This window comes from Paenibacillus sp. MMO-58, from assembly GCF_037146255.1.
In the GTDB taxonomy this organism is placed as follows: Bacteria; Bacillota; Bacilli; order Paenibacillales; family Paenibacillaceae; genus Pristimantibacillus.
Genome location: NZ_JBBCVY010000002.1, coordinates 834,415 through 852,746, shown reverse-complemented (window position 1 = coordinate 852,746; position 18,332 = coordinate 834,415). Strand labels below are relative to the sequence as shown.

At 53.0% G+C, this 18,332-nt stretch carries 20 protein-coding genes; 18 read left to right on the top strand and 2 right to left on the bottom strand.

Going from position 1 to position 18,332, the window contains the following annotated elements; genetic code table 11:
* Positions 1–221 precede the first annotated feature (221 nt).
* Positions 222–428 carry a DUF1657 domain-containing protein gene (locus WFJ73_RS09720; protein ID WP_336772826.1) on the bottom strand — a complete coding sequence of 69 codons (207 nt, stop codon included), beginning with the start codon at positions 426–428 and terminating at the stop codon, positions 222–224.
* Between the two features lie 188 nt (positions 429–616).
* Between WFJ73_RS09720 and WFJ73_RS09715 the strand changes: the two genes are divergently transcribed.
* The 7 genes from WFJ73_RS09715 (at position 617) to spoVAE (WFJ73_RS09685) (ending at position 5,367) form a co-directional block, all read left to right on the top strand.
* Entirely contained in the window at positions 617–1,477 is an 861-nt protein-coding gene (locus WFJ73_RS09715) for a DUF421 domain-containing protein (RefSeq protein WP_336772825.1), read from the top strand.
* A 25-nt stretch (positions 1,478–1,502) separates the two neighbouring features.
* A complete protein-coding gene (gene spoVAC, locus WFJ73_RS09710) occupies positions 1,503–1,988 on the top strand; it encodes a stage V sporulation protein AC (protein WP_336772824.1) in 486 nt (161 codons plus the stop codon).
* Positions 1,989–1,990: 2 nt separating this feature from the next.
* The gene (gene spoVAD / locus WFJ73_RS09705) at positions 1,991–3,010 is read left to right on the top strand and encodes a stage V sporulation protein AD (RefSeq protein WP_336772823.1); all 1,020 of its coding nucleotides are present in this window, start codon (positions 1,991–1,993) and stop codon (positions 3,008–3,010) included.
* On the top strand, positions 3,007–3,357 hold the full coding sequence (gene spoVAE, locus WFJ73_RS09700; protein ID WP_336772822.1) for a stage V sporulation protein AE: 351 nt from the start codon (positions 3,007–3,009) through the stop codon (positions 3,355–3,357). Before spoVAD (WFJ73_RS09705) ends, spoVAE (WFJ73_RS09700) begins: the two co-directional genes overlap by 4 nt.
* A gap of 143 nt (positions 3,358–3,500) precedes the next feature.
* Positions 3,501–3,995, top strand: a complete 495-nt coding sequence (spoVAC, locus tag WFJ73_RS09695) for a stage V sporulation protein AC (RefSeq protein WP_336772821.1) — start codon at positions 3,501–3,503, stop codon at positions 3,993–3,995.
* Position 3,996: 1 nt separating this feature from the next.
* A complete protein-coding gene (spoVAD, locus tag WFJ73_RS09690) occupies positions 3,997–5,010 on the top strand; it encodes a stage V sporulation protein AD (RefSeq protein ID WP_336772820.1) in 1,014 nt (337 codons plus the stop codon).
* Positions 5,011–5,016: 6 nt separating this feature from the next.
* Positions 5,017–5,367 (top strand): stage V sporulation protein AE, encoded by a 351-nt coding sequence (gene spoVAE / locus WFJ73_RS09685; protein ID WP_015845598.1) that lies wholly within the window; start codon positions 5,017–5,019, stop codon positions 5,365–5,367.
* A gap of 60 nt (positions 5,368–5,427) precedes the next feature.
* Here the strand turns inward: spoVAE (WFJ73_RS09685) and mprF are convergent, their stop codons facing one another.
* Positions 5,428–8,067, bottom strand: coding sequence for a bifunctional lysylphosphatidylglycerol flippase/synthetase MprF (gene mprF / locus WFJ73_RS09680; RefSeq protein ID WP_336772819.1), 2,640 nt, complete (start codon positions 8,065–8,067; stop codon positions 5,428–5,430).
* 269 nt (positions 8,068–8,336) lie between these two features.
* On the opposite strand from mprF, the gene WFJ73_RS09675 reads away from it, so the two are divergent.
* The 11 genes from WFJ73_RS09675 to WFJ73_RS09625 all read left to right on the top strand — a co-directional run bounded on the left by WFJ73_RS09675 (position 8,337) and on the right by WFJ73_RS09625 (position 18,331).
* The gene (locus WFJ73_RS09675) at positions 8,337–9,293 is read left to right on the top strand and encodes an AAA family ATPase (protein ID WP_336772818.1); all 957 of its coding nucleotides are present in this window, start codon (positions 8,337–8,339) and stop codon (positions 9,291–9,293) included.
* Between the two features lie 4 nt (positions 9,294–9,297).
* The gene (locus tag WFJ73_RS09670; RefSeq protein WP_336772817.1) at positions 9,298–10,542 is read left to right on the top strand and encodes a DUF58 domain-containing protein; all 1,245 of its coding nucleotides are present in this window, start codon (positions 9,298–9,300) and stop codon (positions 10,540–10,542) included.
* A complete protein-coding gene (locus tag WFJ73_RS09665) occupies positions 10,539–12,812 on the top strand; it encodes a transglutaminase TgpA family protein (protein WP_336772816.1) in 2,274 nt (757 codons plus the stop codon). The genes WFJ73_RS09670 and WFJ73_RS09665 overlap by 4 nt, the downstream gene beginning before the upstream one ends.
* Positions 12,813–12,952: 140 nt before the next feature.
* On the top strand, positions 12,953–13,477 hold the full coding sequence (locus WFJ73_RS09660) for a YqeG family HAD IIIA-type phosphatase (RefSeq protein ID WP_336772815.1): 525 nt from the start codon (positions 12,953–12,955) through the stop codon (positions 13,475–13,477).
* Positions 13,474–14,598 carry a ribosome biogenesis GTPase YqeH gene (gene yqeH / locus WFJ73_RS09655; RefSeq protein WP_336772814.1) on the top strand — a complete coding sequence of 375 codons (1,125 nt, stop codon included), beginning with the start codon at positions 13,474–13,476 and terminating at the stop codon, positions 14,596–14,598. Before WFJ73_RS09660 ends, yqeH begins: the two co-directional genes overlap by 4 nt.
* 20 nt (positions 14,599–14,618) lie before the next feature.
* The gene (gene aroE / locus WFJ73_RS09650) at positions 14,619–15,500 is read left to right on the top strand and encodes a shikimate dehydrogenase (RefSeq protein ID WP_336772813.1); all 882 of its coding nucleotides are present in this window, start codon (positions 14,619–14,621) and stop codon (positions 15,498–15,500) included.
* A 49-nt stretch (positions 15,501–15,549) separates the two neighbouring features.
* On the top strand, positions 15,550–15,861 hold the full coding sequence (yhbY, locus tag WFJ73_RS09645) for a ribosome assembly RNA-binding protein YhbY (protein ID WP_132306655.1): 312 nt from the start codon (positions 15,550–15,552) through the stop codon (positions 15,859–15,861).
* 31 nt (positions 15,862–15,892) lie between these two features.
* Complete coding sequence (gene nadD / locus WFJ73_RS09640) at positions 15,893–16,483, top strand: nicotinate-nucleotide adenylyltransferase (protein ID WP_336772812.1); 591 nt, start codon at positions 15,893–15,895, stop codon at positions 16,481–16,483.
* Positions 16,473–17,045: a bis(5'-nucleosyl)-tetraphosphatase (symmetrical) YqeK gene (gene yqeK, locus WFJ73_RS09635; RefSeq protein ID WP_336772811.1), complete on the top strand. Its 573-nt coding sequence runs from the start codon at positions 16,473–16,475 to the stop codon at positions 17,043–17,045. The genes nadD and yqeK overlap by 11 nt, the downstream gene beginning before the upstream one ends.
* A 3-nt stretch (positions 17,046–17,048) precedes the next feature.
* Positions 17,049–17,396 (top strand): ribosome silencing factor, encoded by a 348-nt coding sequence (gene rsfS / locus WFJ73_RS09630; protein WP_127497094.1) that lies wholly within the window; start codon positions 17,049–17,051, stop codon positions 17,394–17,396.
* The gene (locus WFJ73_RS09625; protein ID WP_336772810.1) at positions 17,393–18,331 is read left to right on the top strand and encodes a CvfB family protein; all 939 of its coding nucleotides are present in this window, start codon (positions 17,393–17,395) and stop codon (positions 18,329–18,331) included. Before rsfS ends, WFJ73_RS09625 begins: the two co-directional genes overlap by 4 nt.
* Position 18,332: the final 1 nt, after the last annotated feature.

Below are 18,332 nucleotides of genomic sequence, written 5' to 3'. Positions count from 1 at the left end.
CCAATGAAAAGCGTTGCAGCATCAAGCGGCCGCCGGCCGTCGATTACGACCTTTGTTCTTGTCCTTTACGTGCTTCTTGTGATCTTATTGTTCTTCTGCTTCTAATGAAATAAGAAAAATGGCCGTGCGTTCAAATCGCACGGCCATTTTCTATTGCTCAGGACGAAGCATTCAAATGATTCTGTAGAAGCGATCGGAAGAACATTTGAATGCGAAGTCCATTAGAAACCTACGTACTGCGGCTCTTCGTTTTCCAGCTCTTTTACGCGGCTGGCCACTTGATCGACGATGGTTTGCGTCTGTTGTGCCGCCTGCTCGAACAGTTGCTTAGCCGCTTTGTTTTCAGTGGACAAGGCAAATTGCTCCAGGCTTGCCTGCGCGCTCTTTAAAGAGGCAACGCATGTTTTTACATCGGATGCTACGGTCATATCCAACACCTCCTTAAGAACTTGACAACAAAACTAATATGTCAGCCTTTTACTTCTTACATTCATGGAAATTAGTGGAACTTAAATCTGAACCTTTTTTCCTGCTGTGGAAAATGGTTATTCGTGTTGGGAACTGCCTTTTGGCAAATAATCTAAACGTAGAAACAAGCGACAGGGGGAAAAGAATTGTGCAGGAATGGTTAGAGGTTACTCTACGCACCTTTCTGGCGATATTGGTCCTCTTCCTGCTGACGAAATTAGTGGGAAAACGGCAAATATCCCAGCTTTCTTTCTTTGAATACATTACCGGAATTTCGATCGGCAACCTCGCAGCATACGTATCGCTTGATCTTGAGGCGAACTGGTATTTGGGTCTGATCTCGCTAGGCTGTTGGGTTCTTGTTTCCGTCGGGATCGAGTTTTTGCAGCTGAAGAGCAAGAAAGGACGCGACCTTATCGACAGTAAGGCAACCGTTCTTATTAAAGGCGGCAAAGTGCTGGAGGACAATCTAAAGAAGGAGCGCTTGACTTCCGATGAGCTGCTGGAGCAGCTGCGCAAGAAGGATGTATTCCGCGTAGCGGATGTCGAATTCGCGATTATGGAGCCAAGCGGTGATATCAGCGTACTGCTTACGAGAGAAAATCAGCCGCTTACCCCTGCGCATCTCGGTATTAAGGTAGCTCCCGAGCATGAGCCCCAAACGGTTATCATGGACGGCAAAATCTTGGATGAGCCGCTCTCTACCGTTGGTCTTAACCGCAGATGGCTCGCAACCGAACTCGAGAAAATCGGCGTGTCGCTCGATAATGTTTTTATTGGCCAGGTGGATGCTTACCGTCAGCTCTATGTGGATCTTTACGATGATCATATTAAAGTTCCCCAGCCTCAGCTGAAGGCCGAGCTTTACGCCTTATTGAAAAAAATCGAAGCGGATTTGGAACTGTTTGGACTCTCGACGAAAAACACGGATGCCAAGCATATGTATGAAAGATGCGCGCAAGAAATGCGGCAGGTTATTACGAAAATGAAACCGCTGCTTCATCATTGACTTCAATAGTCAGGAGGTAAGGACGATGTCCAGCAATAAGAAGAAATTTACCCCGGTACAGCAGGAATATCAGGAGCTGGCCAAAAAACATGAGCCCAAACGTCCAATCTTCATTAACTGTCTTAAAGCTTTTCTGGTGGGCGGGTTGATTTGCATTATCGGTCAATGCGTCGAGGAGATGTTTGTTCATTGGGCCGGATTTGACGAGAAGAAGGCCAGCAATCCGACTGTAGCGGTCATGATTATTCTTTCCATTGTTCTAACGAGCCTCGGAGTCTACGATAAAATCGCCCAATGGGCAGGAGCAGGCTCTGCGGTTCCGGTTACCGGGTTTGCCAATACGATGTCTTCGGCGGCGATCGAGCACCGAAGTGAAGGACTTGTGCTTGGCGTAGGCGGGAAAATGTTCAAAATTTCCGGTCCGGTTATCGTATTTGGCGTCGTTGCGGCTTTTGTCGTAGGCATTGTTCATCTGATCTTTAATCCTCATGCCGTTGGAGGAGGACATTAATTATGCTAAAAGGCCATCAAAGCTGGCTCTTTGAGAATCATCCCGTTATTGCAGGGACGGCTGCTATTGTAGGTCCGTTTGAGGGACAAGGCCCTTTGGGGCTTGATTTTGATATTGTCCACGGAGATCTCCGGCTCGGTCAGGACAGCTGGGAAAAAGCCGAACGGACCTTATTGGAGGAAGCGGCCAATCTAGCTATCGAGAAGGCCCAGATAACGAAGGAGTCCATCAACTTTCTGGTGGGCGGCGACCTGATGAACCAGATCATCAGCTCCACCTTTGCAGCAAGAACGCTGCAAATTCCGTATATCGGCGTTTTCGGGGCCTGCTCGACCTCCATGGAAAGTCTTGCTATCGCGGCCAATTTGGTCAACTCGCGCTCAGCCCAATATGTGATGTCGAGTGCGTGCAGCCATAACGCTACTGCAGAGAAGCAGTTCCGTTATCCGACGGAATACGGTTCCCAAAAGCCGCCAACCGCCCAGTATTCCGTAACGGGGGCCGGAGTCAGCGTTTTGACGCAGCAGGGCGATGGCCCTTTTGTGACCTCGGCTACGCTGGGACGCGTCGTGGATATGGGCATTAGCGATCCGTTTAATATGGGGGCGGCCATGGCGCCGGCGGCGGTTGATACGATACAGGCTCATTTCCGTGATTTTCGTATTGAACCGGGTTATTATGATCTGATTGTAACGGGAGATTTATCAAAAGTTGGTTATGCGATTGCCAATGAATTATTCGAAAAACATAACTTTCCTATTCATCAGACCGTGTATAAGGACTGCGGCATGATGATGTATAACTATGAGACCCAGCAGGTGCAGGCGGGCGCCAGCGGTGCGGGCTGTTCGGCGACCGTTACTTACGGACATCTGCTAAGGCGGATGCGCGAGAAGGAGCTGAACCGCATTCTGGTTGTTGCGACGGGGGCGCTTTTATCACCGATCTCCTTCCAACAGGGCGAGACGATTCCGTGTATCGCGCATGCGGTTTCCATTGAGAATGAGGTGAGGAAGCTATGATTTTTTTATGGGCTTTTCTGGTAGGCGGAGCGATTTGCGTTCTGGGCCAAATTTGTTTTGACGTCTTTAAGCTGACGCCTGCCCATACGATGACGTTGCTTGTCGTGCTTGGCGCGATCGGAGACGGTGTCGGCATCTATGACCCGTTGATCAAATTTGCCGGCGCGGGCGCATCCATTCCGATAACCAGCTTCGGCAATGCTCTTGTTCACGGTGCGCTGGAAGAGATGAAGAAGACCGGGTGGATCGGCATTATTACGGGCATTTTCAAGGTAACCAGTGCCGGCATATCCTCCGCGATTATTTTCTCCTTCATTGCCGCCTTGTTCGTTAAGCCGAAAGGTTAAAACATACTTAGCTATACGGACCTTCGCAATCGCTGCGGAGGTTTTTTTATTGCCGCTGGGGCATTTCATCCTGCGATACATATCCTTTCTTCCGTTGACAAATAATGTACTTACCATGTGTACATAAAAAGGAGTGTAACGTTATGGCAGTAAAAAGCGCCGGAGGCGGAAAATACCGCAAAATGTCCATGTCGCCAAAGGAATATCAAGCCTTTGCGAAGACTCGCGAGCCTTCGCGTTCGATTTTCGGCAATTGTATTCGTGCGTTTATTATAGGCGGTGCCATCTGTGTACTGGGGCAGGCCATTCAACAGCTCTTTATCCATCTGGCCCATATGAAGCCCGAGGATGCCAGCAATCCAACCGTTGCCGTGCTGATTATCATTTCCGTCATTTTGACGAGCATCGGGGTTTATGACAAAATCGCCCAGTTTGCCGGAGCAGGCTCCGCCGTACCGGTAACCGGGTTTGCGAACTCCATGTGTTCCGCCGCTCTTGAGCATCGCAGTGAAGGGCTCGTGCTTGGCGTAGGAGGAAATATGTTCAAGCTGGCCGGCTCCGTTATCGTGTATGGTACCGTTGCGGCGTTTTTCGTCGGCATCGCCCATCTGATCTTTGGAACGGGTGGTGTTCATTAAGATGCTTCAGGGAAAACAAACATGGAAGTTTGAGAACCGCCCGGTCATTATCGGGGCGGCTACCGTTGTCGGTCCCGACGAAGGGGACGGACCGCTGGCTGGGGATTTCGATCTCGTGCATCCGGAGCTCGACATGCAGCAGAAAAGCTGGGAAAAGGCCGAGCGGCTGCTGCTGGAGCAGGCATCGGAATTTGCGCTCAACAATGCCAAGATCGCCAAGGATCAGCTGCAGTTCTATGTCGGCGGCGACCTGATGAACCAGATTATTAGCAACAGCTTTGCGGCAAGAACGCTAGGCGTACCTAATCTGGGCGTGTTTGGCGCTTGTTCGACCTCAATGGAGTCGCTTGCGATAGCTTCCTTAATGGTAGACTCGGGTGCCGGGCAATACGTGCTGGCCGGGACCTGCAGCCATAATTGCACGGCGGAGAAGCAGTTCCGCTATCCGACGGAATACGGTGCGCAGAAGCCGCCTACCGCGCAGTATACCGTAACAGGCGCCGGCGCCGTTGTTGTTGCCGCCTCAGGCGAGGGGCCGGTTGTTGAATATGCGACGATCGGCAAGGTTATCGATCTCGGAGTCAAGGATCCGTTTAATATGGGAGCGGCTATGGCGCCTGCGGCCGTGGATACGATTCAGGCTCATTTCAACGATACGGGCCGCACGCCCAAGGATTACGACCTGATTGTAACGGGAGATCTCGCCAGCGTCGGTCATCCGCTTGCCAAGGAGCTGCTCGTCCGCGACGGGGTTCCGATGGATGAAACGACATTCAAAGATTGCGGATTGATGGTTTTTGACGTGGAGAAGCAGAAGGTGCAGGCGGGAGGAAGCGGCTGCGGCTGCTCGGCCGTTGTAACCTATGGCCATATCCTCAAAAAAATCGCCAAGGGAGACTTGAAACGCGTACTTGTCGTTGCGACAGGCGCCTTGTTATCCCCGCTTTCCTTCCAACAAGGGGAGAGCATTCCTTGCATTGCACATGCCGTTGCGATCAGCGGCGGAAAGGAGTAGAGCAGCATGCAATTTCTATGGGCATTTGTTGTAGGGGGCGCGATATGCGTCGTTGGCCAGCTGCTGTTTGATGTCGTGAAGCTGACTCCGGCTCATACGATGGCTACGCTTGTTGTGGCAGGGGCTATCATTGACGGTCTCGGCTGGTATGAGCCGCTTGTCAGTTTTGCCGGCGCGGGCGCAACCGTGCCGATTACCAGCTTCGGCAATGCGCTTGTTCACGGCGCGTTGACCGAGCTTCAAAATTCCGGCTGGATTGGGGTCATCTCCGGAATATTCAAAGTCACAAGCGCCGGTATTTCCGCGGCGATTATATTCTCCTTCCTGGCGGCGCTTGTTGTCCGTCCTAAGGGATAAAGGTAAAAAAGCAGGTTTGCCGCATTGGAGCAAACCTGCTTTTTCTTTGCAAGACTATATTTATCTGCCGCTTCCTGTGCCGCGGGAGATCATTCTTGTTACTTGAATAATCAGCCTCAGGAAGAGGCTGTTCTGTGGAAACGCGAGATAACGCGGTTCCCACTCCGGGTCGAATTTGTCCTTGAAGCGCCGAATACCCTGGAATCCGTAGAAGTGGCCCCCTTTTAAGAATACCCATCTTGCCAGCTGTTCTCCCCGGTACGAATAGACCGATTCGCCGACACTCGACAGAGGAGCCATCCCTAGATTAAAGATTTCATAGCCTTCCGCTTTCGCCCATTGCAGCAGATGAACAAACAGAACATCCATTACGCCGCTGAGACCGTCACGGTGACGCATCAGGTCAATGGAAACGGATTTGTTACGATCGTACACCGGCATGATGCTGGCAAATGCAGCAACGCGATTCTCGTTATCCCGCAGAACGGCAATGGGAGCCAGTTCAAGATAAGATTCGGAGAAGGTGCCCAGCGAGAAGCCTTTTTCCTTGTCGTCATCCAGCCATTCATCGGATACCGCCTTCAGCTCGGATAACAGCATTGTACTGAAAGGCGGCTTCACGATATCAAACGTATAGCCGTTTCGTTCATACCGGTTGCAAGCCGCCCGCAAATCCGCTTTTCGCCGGCCCGACAGCTGGAATTGGTCTAATGGGACAATCGCTTCCTCTCCGAGCTTGAAGAACCGGTAGCCGTATTCATGATAAAGTGGCAGGTTTTCGGCTTTCACCTGGTAAAAGACGGCCGTCGCCGCGTAATGATCCGCGTAATCGCGGAATTGACGCACGAGCTTTCGGATGGAGGCAGGATCGCCAATCGGATCGCCGAGCGCCACAAGGGTTTTGCCGATGCGGCCATACGCGAGTACCGCTTGATTGTCTTGCGACCACATGAAGCTCTTGTCTCCCATATACAGCAGATGGGTCAGGAAATTGCCGGGATACTTGGCAAGCAGCCGCTCCAGCTTCTGCCAGTCCTGGGGTCCGGGTGTCGGAGCTGGAGGGAGGCTTGGTACGAATACTCTGCGGACCGTTAGCAAAATCCAGCTCACCGCGAGCGCAATGATCCCTTCGCGCAGCAGCTCTTCATTCTTCAGCGTGTAACGGGCATGCCATTTGGCATGATGAAGCACGCCGGGCGGAAGCTCGTTGGTCGATATTCCGACAGACAGGTATAGCAGCACAACAATAAGCGAGATGCCTGCCCAGGCAATCGTTTTGCGCAAGGTGAAGATCGCTTCTACCCGGTTGAACCTGTCTTTGGACAGCCATAAGAGCAAGCAGACAAACAGGAGGAAGATCGCCTCCTCGATTTCAAAGCCCTTCAGAATCAAGGCGAATGTACCGCCGATCAGCAGAATCATCGCCAGGAAGTACGCCCGTTTAACTCGGAAACGGATGCCCTCGGAGACCATCAGCATAAGCAGACCTATGAGAACGGCCAGCTGGTGGGAGCCCTTCATCGTAAAAGGCGTTACGAACTCTTCAAGCAGGTGCATCCGGTGCCAGCTGCCTGGAGTAGCGGAAGAGACCAGAAGCAGGATGCCGCTTATAAAGACAAGCGCTGCGAGCGCCCAAGTGCTGATATCACTAAGGACGGCCGTTTGGCTGGGCCAATTCCAGACCGAGTGCCAGCGTTTGATTGCGGGCTTCAGAACCTGTTCCTGCGTTTGAGTCCATTTTTCCTTGTTCGGAATCCATTCCGTTGTCGCAAGCGCAAGCCCGATCGCCCATGGAAGGAAGCAATAAAAGATCCGGTAGAGCACAAGCACGGCGAGCCCTTGGTCGGGCGATAAACCAAGTTGCTGGAAAGCCAGCAGAACGATGGCGTCAAAGGACCCGAGACCGCTCGGTACAAAGCTTGCAACGCCGGCGACGGCGGCCACGACATAGATGCTCATCGCTTCCCGGAATCCGACTGGCAGATGCATCAAGTGAACGATCAGCCAGAAACAGAAGCCGGCTAGCAGCCATTCCGCTAAAGATGCCAATATCATGCGGAAGGCCGGCGGTTTCCGCAAGGAAACCTCATCTTCCTGTACCTTGTCCGTCAGCCCAAGCAGGTTGCGGAGCTTGGGTAGTCTGCCGAGCAAAACGAATGGCACCACATACACGGCGATCAGAATGATAGCCAGGTACAGCCAGAGATGATGCGCGAGAAGGCTTCGGTCATTCCATACGCCAACAAGCAGCAAGATGGAGAGGATGGACAATCCGGTAAGGGCGGATAAGGACTGGTAGACCAGCGACCGCAGCCATGCCGGGCCTTGAATGCCCCATTTGCGGTACAGCGTGATGCGCAGTCCCGCTCCCGTTAAACCGGCGAAGCCCATGGCATTATTGAAGGAATTGGCGATCCAGCTTATTCTGAACACCGCAGTCCAGGGCATTCGCGCCTGGTTCCATCTGACTAATATAAAGTCATACGCCGACATGACCGCTACAGCCAGGAAACAGACGGTGGCAAGCTGGATATGGTCGCTCCAGTGCAGATGCTTTAGCAGACGGAGCGCCGCCGCCGGCTTGATCTCTTTGATGAAACCGCTGGTTTGCGTATACAGAAAGAGAAGAATGGCGACGGGGAACAGCAGTTTGAATACGTTTTTGAACCGGTTAGTAAAGTGGGATAGATGAGTCAGCAAACGATGGCACCTTCTTAAAGGAATGTTTTACGGCGAACAGAACCTTTTCGTTCTTTCGTTCGTCTAAAAGTGAAGATATTGCCAATATATCATATGAGATTACCGATTCCCACTTTTTGCTTGCAGAAGGGCGACCCTGGTGTCGGGCTATGTGGAATCCTCCAATTTTTTTCGGCAGTTCGTTCATTTGTGCTACGCGAAGGTACTGCTGTAAAATGGTACTAAATCCCCTTATTTTTTGCATCCAATATTCTGCAGGAGGTATGTACATGGAAACACGCCTTGCCGATATGCAATTATGTTCCTTAATCCTAAATAGCTTGAATGAATGCATTCTCGGAAAACAAAGTGAAATAGAACGTTTAATGATAGCCGTCCTCGCAGGCGGCCACGTATTGCTTGAGGATGTTCCAGGCACGGGCAAAACCCAGCTGGTGAAAGCGCTGGCGAGAACAATCGGCGGTCAATTCCGCCGTATTCAGTGCAATCCCGACCTTCTCCCGACCGATATTACGGGCGTGTCGATTTATCATCCGAAGCAGGAGCAATTTATATTCCGTCCTGGTCCGGTCATGACCAATGTCCTGCTCGCCGACGAGATCAACCGGGCGACAACAAAAACGCAATCCGCTCTTCTGGAAGCCATGGAAGAGGGGCATGTCACCGTTGACGGCGATACGTATATGCTCCCCGCGCCTTTTATCCTGCTCGCTACGCAAAACCCCATCGATTTCGAAGGCACGTATTCCCTGCCGGAGGCCCAGCTTGACCGCTTTATGATGAAGCTGACGTTAGGCTATCCGAACGAAGCGGATGAGCAGCGGATGATTCTGGCAAGAGAGTCCGGCCATCCTTCGGACCGCATGGAGCAGATTACTTCCATAGAAGATATCGACCGAATCCAAGAGCAGGTACAAGCCGTTCATATCGATGATGCGGTCGGCAATTATTTGATCCAGCTTGTACGCGCTACGCGATCGCATTCGCATGTCCTGCTTGGCGCAAGCCCGCGTGCAGCCATAGCGTTATCGCGCGCGGCGAAAGCCAGCGCGTTCCTTGCCCAGCGTACGTTTGTCACTCCGGACGATATCAAGCAATTGGCGCCGTATGTTCTTTCCCACCGTCTGCTGCTTCACACGGACGCAAGGATGAACGGTCTGCGAAGCGAAGATATTATCGCCGAGGTTCTGGAGAAGACAAAGGTTCCCGTAAGACTGGAGCGTTGATCCCATGAATGCGGTTAAAGAGACGAAGACCCGTAAACGCTGGAGGCTTATCGCAATCATTTATGGCGCCGCATTGCTTTATTTATTGTTCCAGGGCGGCAAAACGGCATTGATGCTGTTTATGATTTTGAACGTGCTGCTGATTTATTTGGCTTTAGGCCGCTGGAGCGGGATCAGCCGCGTGTCCGGCATCCGAAGCTACAGATTGACAGGGGCAACCGCGGGCAGCGACCATTCGCTCACGGCAGGCAGCACGCTGGATGTTCAGTTATCGGTAAAGGTTCCTGGCGTTTATCCGATCCCTTATGTATTGGTCAGAGACAGACTGCAGCGCCATAACGGCCAGCAGCTGCAGTTCGAAGCCTCTTTCGTCCCAAGCTTCAAGCGTTCCGGCGATGTGCTGTACCAGACGCCGCCGCTTCAGCGGGGAGAGTACCGCTTCATCACGACCGAATGTATTTCCCATGACATATTCGGCCTGTTTGAGCATTCCGGCCGATTCGGCTCGGAGTCGGCATTCAGCGTATTGCCGCAGATTGTTCCGCTGCGCCAATGGCATAGCATTCAGAGCGGCTTCCGTGGCCCCTTCTCCCATGCCGCGGCCCCGCGGGCTGCAAAAGAAACCACGCAAATCAACGGCGTGCGGGAATATTTGTACGGCGACCGTCTGTCGCGGATTCACTGGAACGCGACGGCGAAGACCGGCGACTGGAAGTCGAAGGCGTTCGAAAGAGAATCATTGCCGCGTACGCTTATTATTCTTGACCGATATGCAGCCGATTACCCCGTTCCGGGCGCGGAACGGTTCGAGCTGGCGGTGTCTACGGCAGCTTCGCTTATAGACAGCGGTTTGAAGGGCGATACGGCAATCGGTCTAATGTCTGCAGGCAATAAGCTGACGATTCTCCCGCCCAAGTCCGGTGTAGAACAGCGCAATGCGTTAATGAAGCATTTGACCTTTGTGGACGCCGATGCCGAGCAAGGACTGTACAAGTCTCTGGTGGCAGCCGATTCTCGGCTTGAGCCAGGCTCCTTTGCAATCGTTATCAGCGGAACATCCGGCAGGGAAGCTGTCCGTTCGATGGAATGGCTGTCCCGCAAAGGACTTACGCCATGCCTGATGCATATCGGCGGTGAACGGCGGCTGGAGGAACAATGGCGCCTGATGATTCGCGGCAAGGGCTGGGCATTATTCGAATTGAAGCAGCTGCAGGAGCTTCCTGCCGTGCTGGAAGGAGGCCGGGCATGAGCCTCTTGCCGCGTTTGTTTACTTTCTGCCGTACGGTGATGTTCAAGGTTACGCCGAACTGGTATACGAAGCTCTCGCAATTATTTATTGCTCTTATGCTCATTCATACGATCCGGATCTTTGAGGGCTTCTGGTGGAGCGAGACCTTCTACGCGGTCAGCTTCACGCTGCTCTTCGCCGTAGTTGTTGATTGGCTGCTGCCGCGAAGCATGCGTGTGCTGCGAATTGCTGCTCAATTGTTGCTTGCGGTAGGCGCGACGGCTTATTTTGCCGATCCGAAAAAAGTCGTTTTGACGACCGTTCCGGATCAAGAGAACCGGCTTGGCGATTTGTTCCGCACGTTGTGGAGTTATGCCGAGCAGCTGCATCCCTTCATATGGATCAGCGGTGCTCTGCTTGTTTTGTATATCCTGTTCGATACATGGATTACAACCAGGCTGCGGTTATTCGGATTTATCAGCGTCAATATTCTCGTTCTGACCATTGCGGATTCTTTTACTCCGATTTGGTTATGGGATGAGGTCGCCTGGATTGTCTTTTTGGGTCTGCTCTGGCTGGTAGCCAATCATCTTCATAAGCTGGCAAGCCATCATCCGAACAGCTGGAAAGAGCTAACGGAATATCCGCTGCAGCTGCTGATGCCAATCGTCATCGTTTTGTCCGTGCTGATGACAGCCGGTATTCTGATGCCGACCGTATCGCCGATTATTCAAGATCCTTATACGATGTGGAAGGAATCCAAGGGCGAGACGGTTAACGTATTCCTCGGAGACAAAGGAATCGCGGCTCCCGTTGACGTGAGCAGCAGCAATACCAAGTCCGGCTATGGACGCGATGATTCGGAGCTAGGAGGCGGATTCGATTTTGACTATTCGCCGGTTATGACGATTACAACCAACCATCGGAGCTACTGGCGAGGCGAGACGAAAACGGAGTACACCGGGGCCGGCTGGACGGTGAACGACGAGACGGAGCGGAGCCGGTTGGCCTCGGTAGGGAAAGACTGGGAGCTTCCGCTGATCGAAGGACGCGAGAAGGCGGAGACGATGAAGGTGGACCAGCAGGTCCGAATGTCCAATAATAATATTTATCCGGTCTTGTTCGGCGCTTCTCCCATTACTGCTGTTCATTGGGTGGATGATCCGGATGCATCCGTATTGCCGAAAAGCTTAAAGTGGGCGGTTAACGAGCAGGAGCTGATCTGGTCTGACAAGCCGCTGAGAAGATACCCGCAAAGCTATGCGGTTACCTCCGAAGTCACCGTATTAGATGAAGAAGGACTTCGCAAGACGGAAGCGGAATTGCCCGATCCGGCCGAGACGAAGCAATATTTGCAGCTGCCGTCTTCCTTGCCGGGCCGCGTAAGGTCACTCGCCGTATCGCTAACGGCTTCGGCAGTGAATGATTACGATAAGGCGAAGCTGATAGAGACTTATCTCCGCCAGAACTTTATGTATACGAATGAACCGGATAAATCAAGGCTGACCGGAGACAGCAAGGATTTCGTCGACCAGTTCCTCTTCGAACTGAAGGAAGGCTATTGCGATTATTTCTCGACGGCTATGGCGGTTATGTCCCGTTCTATCGGATTGCCTACCCGGTGGGTAAAAGGCTTTGCCCCAGGCGTGCTCCCTGTTTCGGAATATGTGCCGTCCGCCGGAGGTATCCCAAGCGAAGCGGAATTAAATCCGGACGGAGCAGGCACGTATACCGTACGCAACTCGGATGCGCATTCCTGGGTAGAGATTTACTTCGACGGCTACGGGTGGATTCCGTTCGAGCCTACGTCAGGCTTTACCTTCCCATACTCGGTGACGGAAGCGCAGCAGGAAGCATTGCCAACGCCTACCGCAGCGGTTGATACCGATCCGGTACAGGAGGAAGTAACCGACAGCACGGGAAGCAGCCATTCCGCTATCATCTGGGGTACCATATCGGCTGCAGTCCTTGTTGTGCTTATGCTTGTACTTGTCCTGCTGCGTACGCCATGGATCCGTTCCAGATACCGGGCTTATTCCGGCAATGACCGGATTGTATGGGAGACGGAGAAGCTGCTGCGTCTCTGCCGGCGCAAAGGTTACGAACGCGAGGAGCATGAGACGCTGCGCGAAGCGATTCAAAGATGGTCGCCAAGCCACAAGCGGCTGAATAATCTGTTCCGCGAGGTACTCGATGAGTTCGAACGCGCGAAATACAGCTCCGTCCAGGCGACAAGTTCGGAGACCGACCGGTTTATTTTGAAGATCAAAGCCATTAAAGAGGAATTGTAGAAATTTGCGTATATTATATAGAAGGAAAATTTGCCGCTCGCATTGCGCGGGCGGTATTTCTTTTGCAACAAAATCCGAATATATGGTATAGTTTCGTAAGATAGCAGGAGATGAGCGAAAGTTCGAGGGGGCAAGGCAGCATGTTCGAAAGATTATTGCCGCATTTACGAGTAAATTCGGTGTATGATATTCAGCTGGACGAGTTATACAAAAAAGGTGTCCGCGGAATTATCACCGATCTTGATAATACGCTCGTTGGAGCGCATGAGCCGCTTGCAACGCCACAGCTCACGACATGGCTGGAACAAGTTCGGGATTATGGCTTTAAAGTTGTCATTGTGTCGAATAATAACAGGACGAGAGTGTCCAAATTCGCCGATCCGCTGGGCATTCCGTTTATTCATGCCGCGCGCAAGCCGGCGAATAAAGCGTTCCATAAAGCATTGAGCGTGCTGGGGCTGCCCGTGGAGCAGACCGTTGTGCTCGGCGACCAGATGCTTACGGATGTACTCGGCGGGAAACGTATGGGCTTGTATACGATTCTGGTCACGCCGATTGCTCCTGCTGACGAAGGAATAATGACCCGTGTGAACAGGAGAATCGAACGGTTTGTTCTTTCCCGTTTGCGTAAAAAAGGGACATGGTATGAGGGGGAGACCAAGTGAGAGAAGAGCAGCATAGTCAGTCGCATGCATGCGCAGGCTGCGGAGTTAAGCTCCAGACGGAGCATCCGGAAGAGTCGGGCTACTTGCCCGAAGCGGCGTTAAACCGGGAGCCGGTTATTTGCCAAAGATGCTTCCGTATTCGTAATTATAATGAAGCTTCATCGATAACGGTTGATCAGGATGATTTCTTGCGCCTGCTCGGCAGCATCGGGTCGACGGACAGCCTGGTTGTCCATATTGTCGACTTATTTGATTTTGAGGGCAGTCTGATTTCCGGCCTGCAGCGTTTTGTAGGCAATAATCCGGTTGTCCTGGTGGTCAACAAGGTTGATCTGCTGCCTCGTTCGGTTAATCTGAACCGTCTACGGAACTGGGTTCAGAAACAGGCGAAGGCGGAAGGACTCCGCACGGTAGATATCGTGCTCTGCAGCGCCAAACGGAATATCGGCTTTGAGCATGTTATTGAAGCGATCGAGCGTCACCGGAAGGACCGCGATGTCTATGTCGTTGGCGCAACCAATGTCGGCAAATCGACATTGATTAACCGCCTTATCCATGACTACAGCGATATGGAACGTGAATTGACGACTTCCCGTTATCCGGGAACTACGCTGGACGCGGTCCACATTCCACTGGATGACGGCAAGTCGATTATCGATACGCCGGGGATCGTGTATCCTACCCGGATGACGGAAATCGTTCCGCGCGGCTTCCTGCAGGCTTTGCTGCCGGATAAGCCGATTAAGCCGCTGGTCTACCAGTTAAACGACCAGCAGTCGTTGTTTATCAACAGCTTGGTCCGGTTCGACTTCGTAGAGGGCGAGCGTCAATCGTTTACGTTCTATATCTCCAATGCGCTTAGCGTACACCGCACGAAGCTGGAGCGGGCCGAACAGCTGTACGCTGACCACCGCGGAGAGCTGCTTGGCGGTCCGTCGCGCGAAGAATTGGATGAAATGCCGGATTGGACCCGCCATTCGATTCGCATTCCGCGGGGGGCGAAGAAGGATATTTTCGTATCCGGCATGGGCTGGATTCAGGCGAATGGCACTTCCGGCGCGATCGTGGACGTATATGCGCCTAAGGGCATAAAGGTCCTGCTTCGGGATTCGCTTGTATAGAAGAGAGGGGAACGGGAACATTGACGGTATCCGCGCTTGACAATGGGATTACGGGAAACCGGATTGACAGCCAGACGGTGTTGTATGGCGTAATCGGAGATCCGGTTCGCCATTCGAAATCACCGATTATGATGAATCGCGCTTTCCGCGAGACGGGAATCAACGGAGCCTATATGGCTTTTCATATTACGCCGGGCAAGCTTGGACAATTTGTTGCGGGCATTCGGGCGATGGGCATTCGGGGAGTCAACGTGACGATTCCCCACAAGCTGGATATTATGAAGTATATGGATGAGATTGACGCGGGCGCGCAGGCGATCGGAGCAGTCAATACGATTGTGAACGATAACGGCCGGTTGACCGGTTATAATACGGACGGAATCGGTTATGTCCGGTCCTTGAAGGAAGAAGCGGAGCCGGAGCTTGCGGGCAAGCGGATTCTTGTCATTGGCGCAGGCGGCGCATCGCGCGGAATCGTGTACGCGCTCGCCGGGGAACAGCCCTCGGGCATTACGATCGCCAACCGTTCGGTGGAGCGGGCCGAGGAGCTTGCCCAATCGTTCCGGTCATTGGCGGATATCCGGGCCATTGCTAACGATGGATTGCAGGCTGCCTGCGGGGAAGCGGATATCGTCATTAACACAACCTCGGTTGGCATGCATCCTCATACCGATGCAGCCCCGATAGACGCATCATGGCTGAAGCCAGGCGCCGTTGCAAGCGATCTGATCTATAATCCGCTGCGCACGAAGTTCCTGCTGGACGCAGAGCAGCATGGCTGCCGCGTGCATGGCGGACTTGGCATGTTTATTTATCAGGGGGCATACGCCTTCGAATATTGGACAGGGCAGCCGGCTCCGGCAGCAGCGATGCGCGAGACGGTATTGCAATCCCTTGTCTAGCTTTATGCAACCATAACGACAACCTATAGAGATGAAAGAAGGAACTACCATGTTAACAGGCAAACAAAAACGTCACCTCAGATCGCTGGCCCATCATCTTCAGCCGATCTTTCAGGTAGGCAAAGGCGGCACCAACGATCAGCTTGTCCGTCACATTGAAGAAGCGATCGAAGTACGGGAACTGATCAAAATTTCGGTACTGAACAACTGTTTGGACGATCCTAGAGAGATCGGCGCGGAAGTGGCGGAAGCTGCCGGTGCCGAGCTGGTACAGGTCATCGGAAAAACGATTGTTCTTTATAAGCAAGCGACCGAAGAGAAGTACCGCAAGATCGAGCTGCCTAAGGCTGCGGCGAAATAACGCCGTTGCCGAAAAGGATGGGTAGCGCTTAATGAGCAGAATCGGGATTATGGGCGGAACATTTGATCCGGTTCATACCGGACATCTGATTGCGGCTGAAGCAGCCCGTGACGGCTGCGGGCTGGACGAGGTATGGTTTATTCCGACTTATCGGCCGCCGCTTAAGGATAACGAGCCGGGTGCAAGCAGCAAGCTGAGACTTCAGATGGTCAAGGAAGCGCTGGGAGGAACCCCGGCCTTCAAAGTACTTGATATCGAGCTGGAGCGCGGCGGAATGAGTTATTCCATCGACACGGTGCTGGAACTGAAGAAGCGGCACCCGGATAAAGCTTTTTCCTATATTATCGGTTCGGACCGGATTAACGATCTGCCCAAATGGCATCGTATAGAAGAACTGGCGGAGCTGATTACCTTCATCGGGCTGGAGCGGGAAGGAACGGCGGTGCAGCTGGGTGAACTGCCGGAATTCCTTCGTCGGCGCGTGACGATGGCGGACATGCCGCCAATTGGCATATCGTCCACGGAAATCCGAAGCAGAGTACATGCGGGGCGTTCGATTGCTTATCTGGTGCCGGACACCGTTCATCAGTTTATAAAGGGGAGAGGGCTTTATGAATCGTGAACAAATGATCGAATCGGTCAAATCGCAAATGCCGGAGAAGCGCTGGAAGCACGTAGAAGGGGTTATGGAAACCGCGATCATCCTTGCCGGGCGGTTTGGGGAAGATCCGGTAAAAGCGGAGCTTGCGGCTATCCTGCACGACGTGGCCAAATATTGGCCGATCGCGAAGATGGAGCAGATTATTCGGGAGCAGCAGCTTGACCAAGGCCTGCTGAACCATGATAAGGCATTATGGCATGCCGAAGTCGGCTGCTGGGTCGCCGAGCATGAATATGGCGTAAAGGATCGGGAAGTGCTGGATGCCATCCGGTATCACACATCCGGGCGGATAGGAATGACCAAGCTGGACAAAGTGGTTTGTCTGGCCGATTATATGGAACCCGGACGGGACTTTCCCGGGGTCGACCGCATTCGCGAGCTGAGCGAGACTAGTCTTGAACAGGCGCTTATCGCGGGTTTCGATTCTACGATTTCTTTCCTGCTCGAGAAAGGAAATCGGATTTATCCTCTTACGGTGGAATCCCGCAATGACTTAATTGAACAGCAAAAACAAGGAGGCTGAGCTATGACCGTACATTCGGATGAATTGCTGCAAATTACGGTGGCGGCTGCGGAAGACAAGAAAGCGCATCGCATCGTAGCATTAAACTTGAAAGAAATCTCGCTGGTGGCTGACTATTTCGTTATCTGCCACGGTAATTCGGATACGCAGGTACAGGCGATTACGACAGAAATCCGCAAGCAGGCGGAAATGCGCGGCGTACGCGTAAAAGGAATCGAAGGCATGGATTCCGCTCGCTGGGTACTGATTGACCTTGGCGATGTCATCGTCCATGTGTTCCACCGCGATGAACGCGATTACTATAATATCGAACGCCTGTGGTCCGATGCGAAGGTAGTGGAATTCGCATGAGTCTGACAGCCGGCACGATCGTAACTTTAAGGGTGGCACGCGAAGTGTCGCCCTACGGCTATTTCCTGACCGATGAAGAGTCGGAGGTGCTTCTGCACTATACCGAGCTGGTAGGCAAAAAGCCGAAAATGAACGATGAGGTAGAGGTTTTCATTTTCTATGATTCCGAGGACCGGATTGCCGCAACGATGAAGCGTCCAAAGCTTCTGCTTGGAGAGATGGCGCGGCTCAAGGTTGCCGACGTGCATCCGCGTCTCGGTTGTTTCCTGGAGTTTGGGCTTGGACGGCAGCTGCTGCTTCCGATTTCCGAGCTGCCGGAGAAGGTGGAGTTTCGTCCGCTGCCGGGCGATGAGGTCCATGTTGTTCTTGGTCATGACAAGGCCGGACGACTGCTTGCCAGAACGGCTGGCGAGGATGAGCTTGGACCGCTTGTATTCGAGGCTCCGCAATCTTGGCGCAACCAGTGGGTGGAAGGCTGGGTTACCAAATCGCTGCAGATGGGCTCGTTTGTGCTTGTTGACGGCGGCGTGGTTGGCTTTGGCGTATACGGACTGATTCCGGCACCGGAGCGCGTCCGTCCGCTTCGCCTCGGCGAGCGGGTATCCGCGCGCATAACGTTCATCCGCGAAGACGGACGCGTAAATTTGTCGATGGCGAAGCTGAAGCAGGAAGGGCGGCTGGAGGATGCCGACCGCATTCTGGCCTTTCTGAAGGAACGTCCGGGCGGCGGCATGCCTTATTCCGACGAATCCCCTGCGGAAACGGTCAAGCAGCGTTTCGGCATCAGCAAATCGGCCTTCAAGCGCGCTTTAGGGAAGTTGATGAGAGATGGCCTCATTACGCAAAAGGGAAGCTGGACTTACCTGGCGGATCCGGACAAAGCGGAAGAAGCCGGTTCGGATGCCGCTGCGTCTGCCAAGCCGTCGGAGGAATAAC

What these genes read in the sequence shown, in the direction of transcription:
- WFJ73_RS09670 (WP_336772817.1), top strand. Translation starts at nt 9,298, where the DNA reads ATGAATGCGGTTAAAGAGACGAAGACCCGTAAACGCTGGAGGCTTATC.
- spoVAE (WP_336772822.1), top strand. Translation starts at nt 3,007, where the DNA reads ATGATTTTTTTATGGGCTTTTCTGGTAGGCGGAGCGATTTGCGTTCTG.
- spoVAD (WP_336772820.1), top strand. Translation starts at nt 3,997, where the DNA reads ATGCTTCAGGGAAAACAAACATGGAAGTTTGAGAACCGCCCGGTCATT.
- spoVAD (WP_336772823.1), top strand. Translation starts at nt 1,991, where the DNA reads ATGCTAAAAGGCCATCAAAGCTGGCTCTTTGAGAATCATCCCGTTATT.
- spoVAC (WP_336772824.1), top strand. Translation starts at nt 1,503, where the DNA reads ATGTCCAGCAATAAGAAGAAATTTACCCCGGTACAGCAGGAATATCAG.
- spoVAE (WP_015845598.1), top strand. Translation starts at nt 5,017, where the DNA reads ATGCAATTTCTATGGGCATTTGTTGTAGGGGGCGCGATATGCGTCGTT.
- rsfS (WP_127497094.1), top strand. Translation starts at nt 17,049, where the DNA reads ATGACCGTACATTCGGATGAATTGCTGCAAATTACGGTGGCGGCTGCG.
- yhbY (WP_132306655.1), top strand. Translation starts at nt 15,550, where the DNA reads ATGTTAACAGGCAAACAAAAACGTCACCTCAGATCGCTGGCCCATCAT.
- spoVAC (WP_336772821.1), top strand. Translation starts at nt 3,501, where the DNA reads ATGGCAGTAAAAAGCGCCGGAGGCGGAAAATACCGCAAAATGTCCATG.
- WFJ73_RS09625 (WP_336772810.1), top strand. Translation starts at nt 17,393, where the DNA reads ATGAGTCTGACAGCCGGCACGATCGTAACTTTAAGGGTGGCACGCGAA.
- WFJ73_RS09660 (WP_336772815.1), top strand. Translation starts at nt 12,953, where the DNA reads ATGTTCGAAAGATTATTGCCGCATTTACGAGTAAATTCGGTGTATGAT.
- WFJ73_RS09720 (WP_336772826.1), bottom strand. Translation starts at nt 428, where the DNA reads ATGACCGTAGCATCCGATGTAAAAACATGCGTTGCCTCTTTAAAGAGC.
- WFJ73_RS09675 (WP_336772818.1), top strand. Translation starts at nt 8,337, where the DNA reads ATGGAAACACGCCTTGCCGATATGCAATTATGTTCCTTAATCCTAAAT.
- WFJ73_RS09665 (WP_336772816.1), top strand. Translation starts at nt 10,539, where the DNA reads ATGAGCCTCTTGCCGCGTTTGTTTACTTTCTGCCGTACGGTGATGTTC.
- yqeK (WP_336772811.1), top strand. Translation starts at nt 16,473, where the DNA reads ATGAATCGTGAACAAATGATCGAATCGGTCAAATCGCAAATGCCGGAG.
- nadD (WP_336772812.1), top strand. Translation starts at nt 15,893, where the DNA reads ATGAGCAGAATCGGGATTATGGGCGGAACATTTGATCCGGTTCATACC.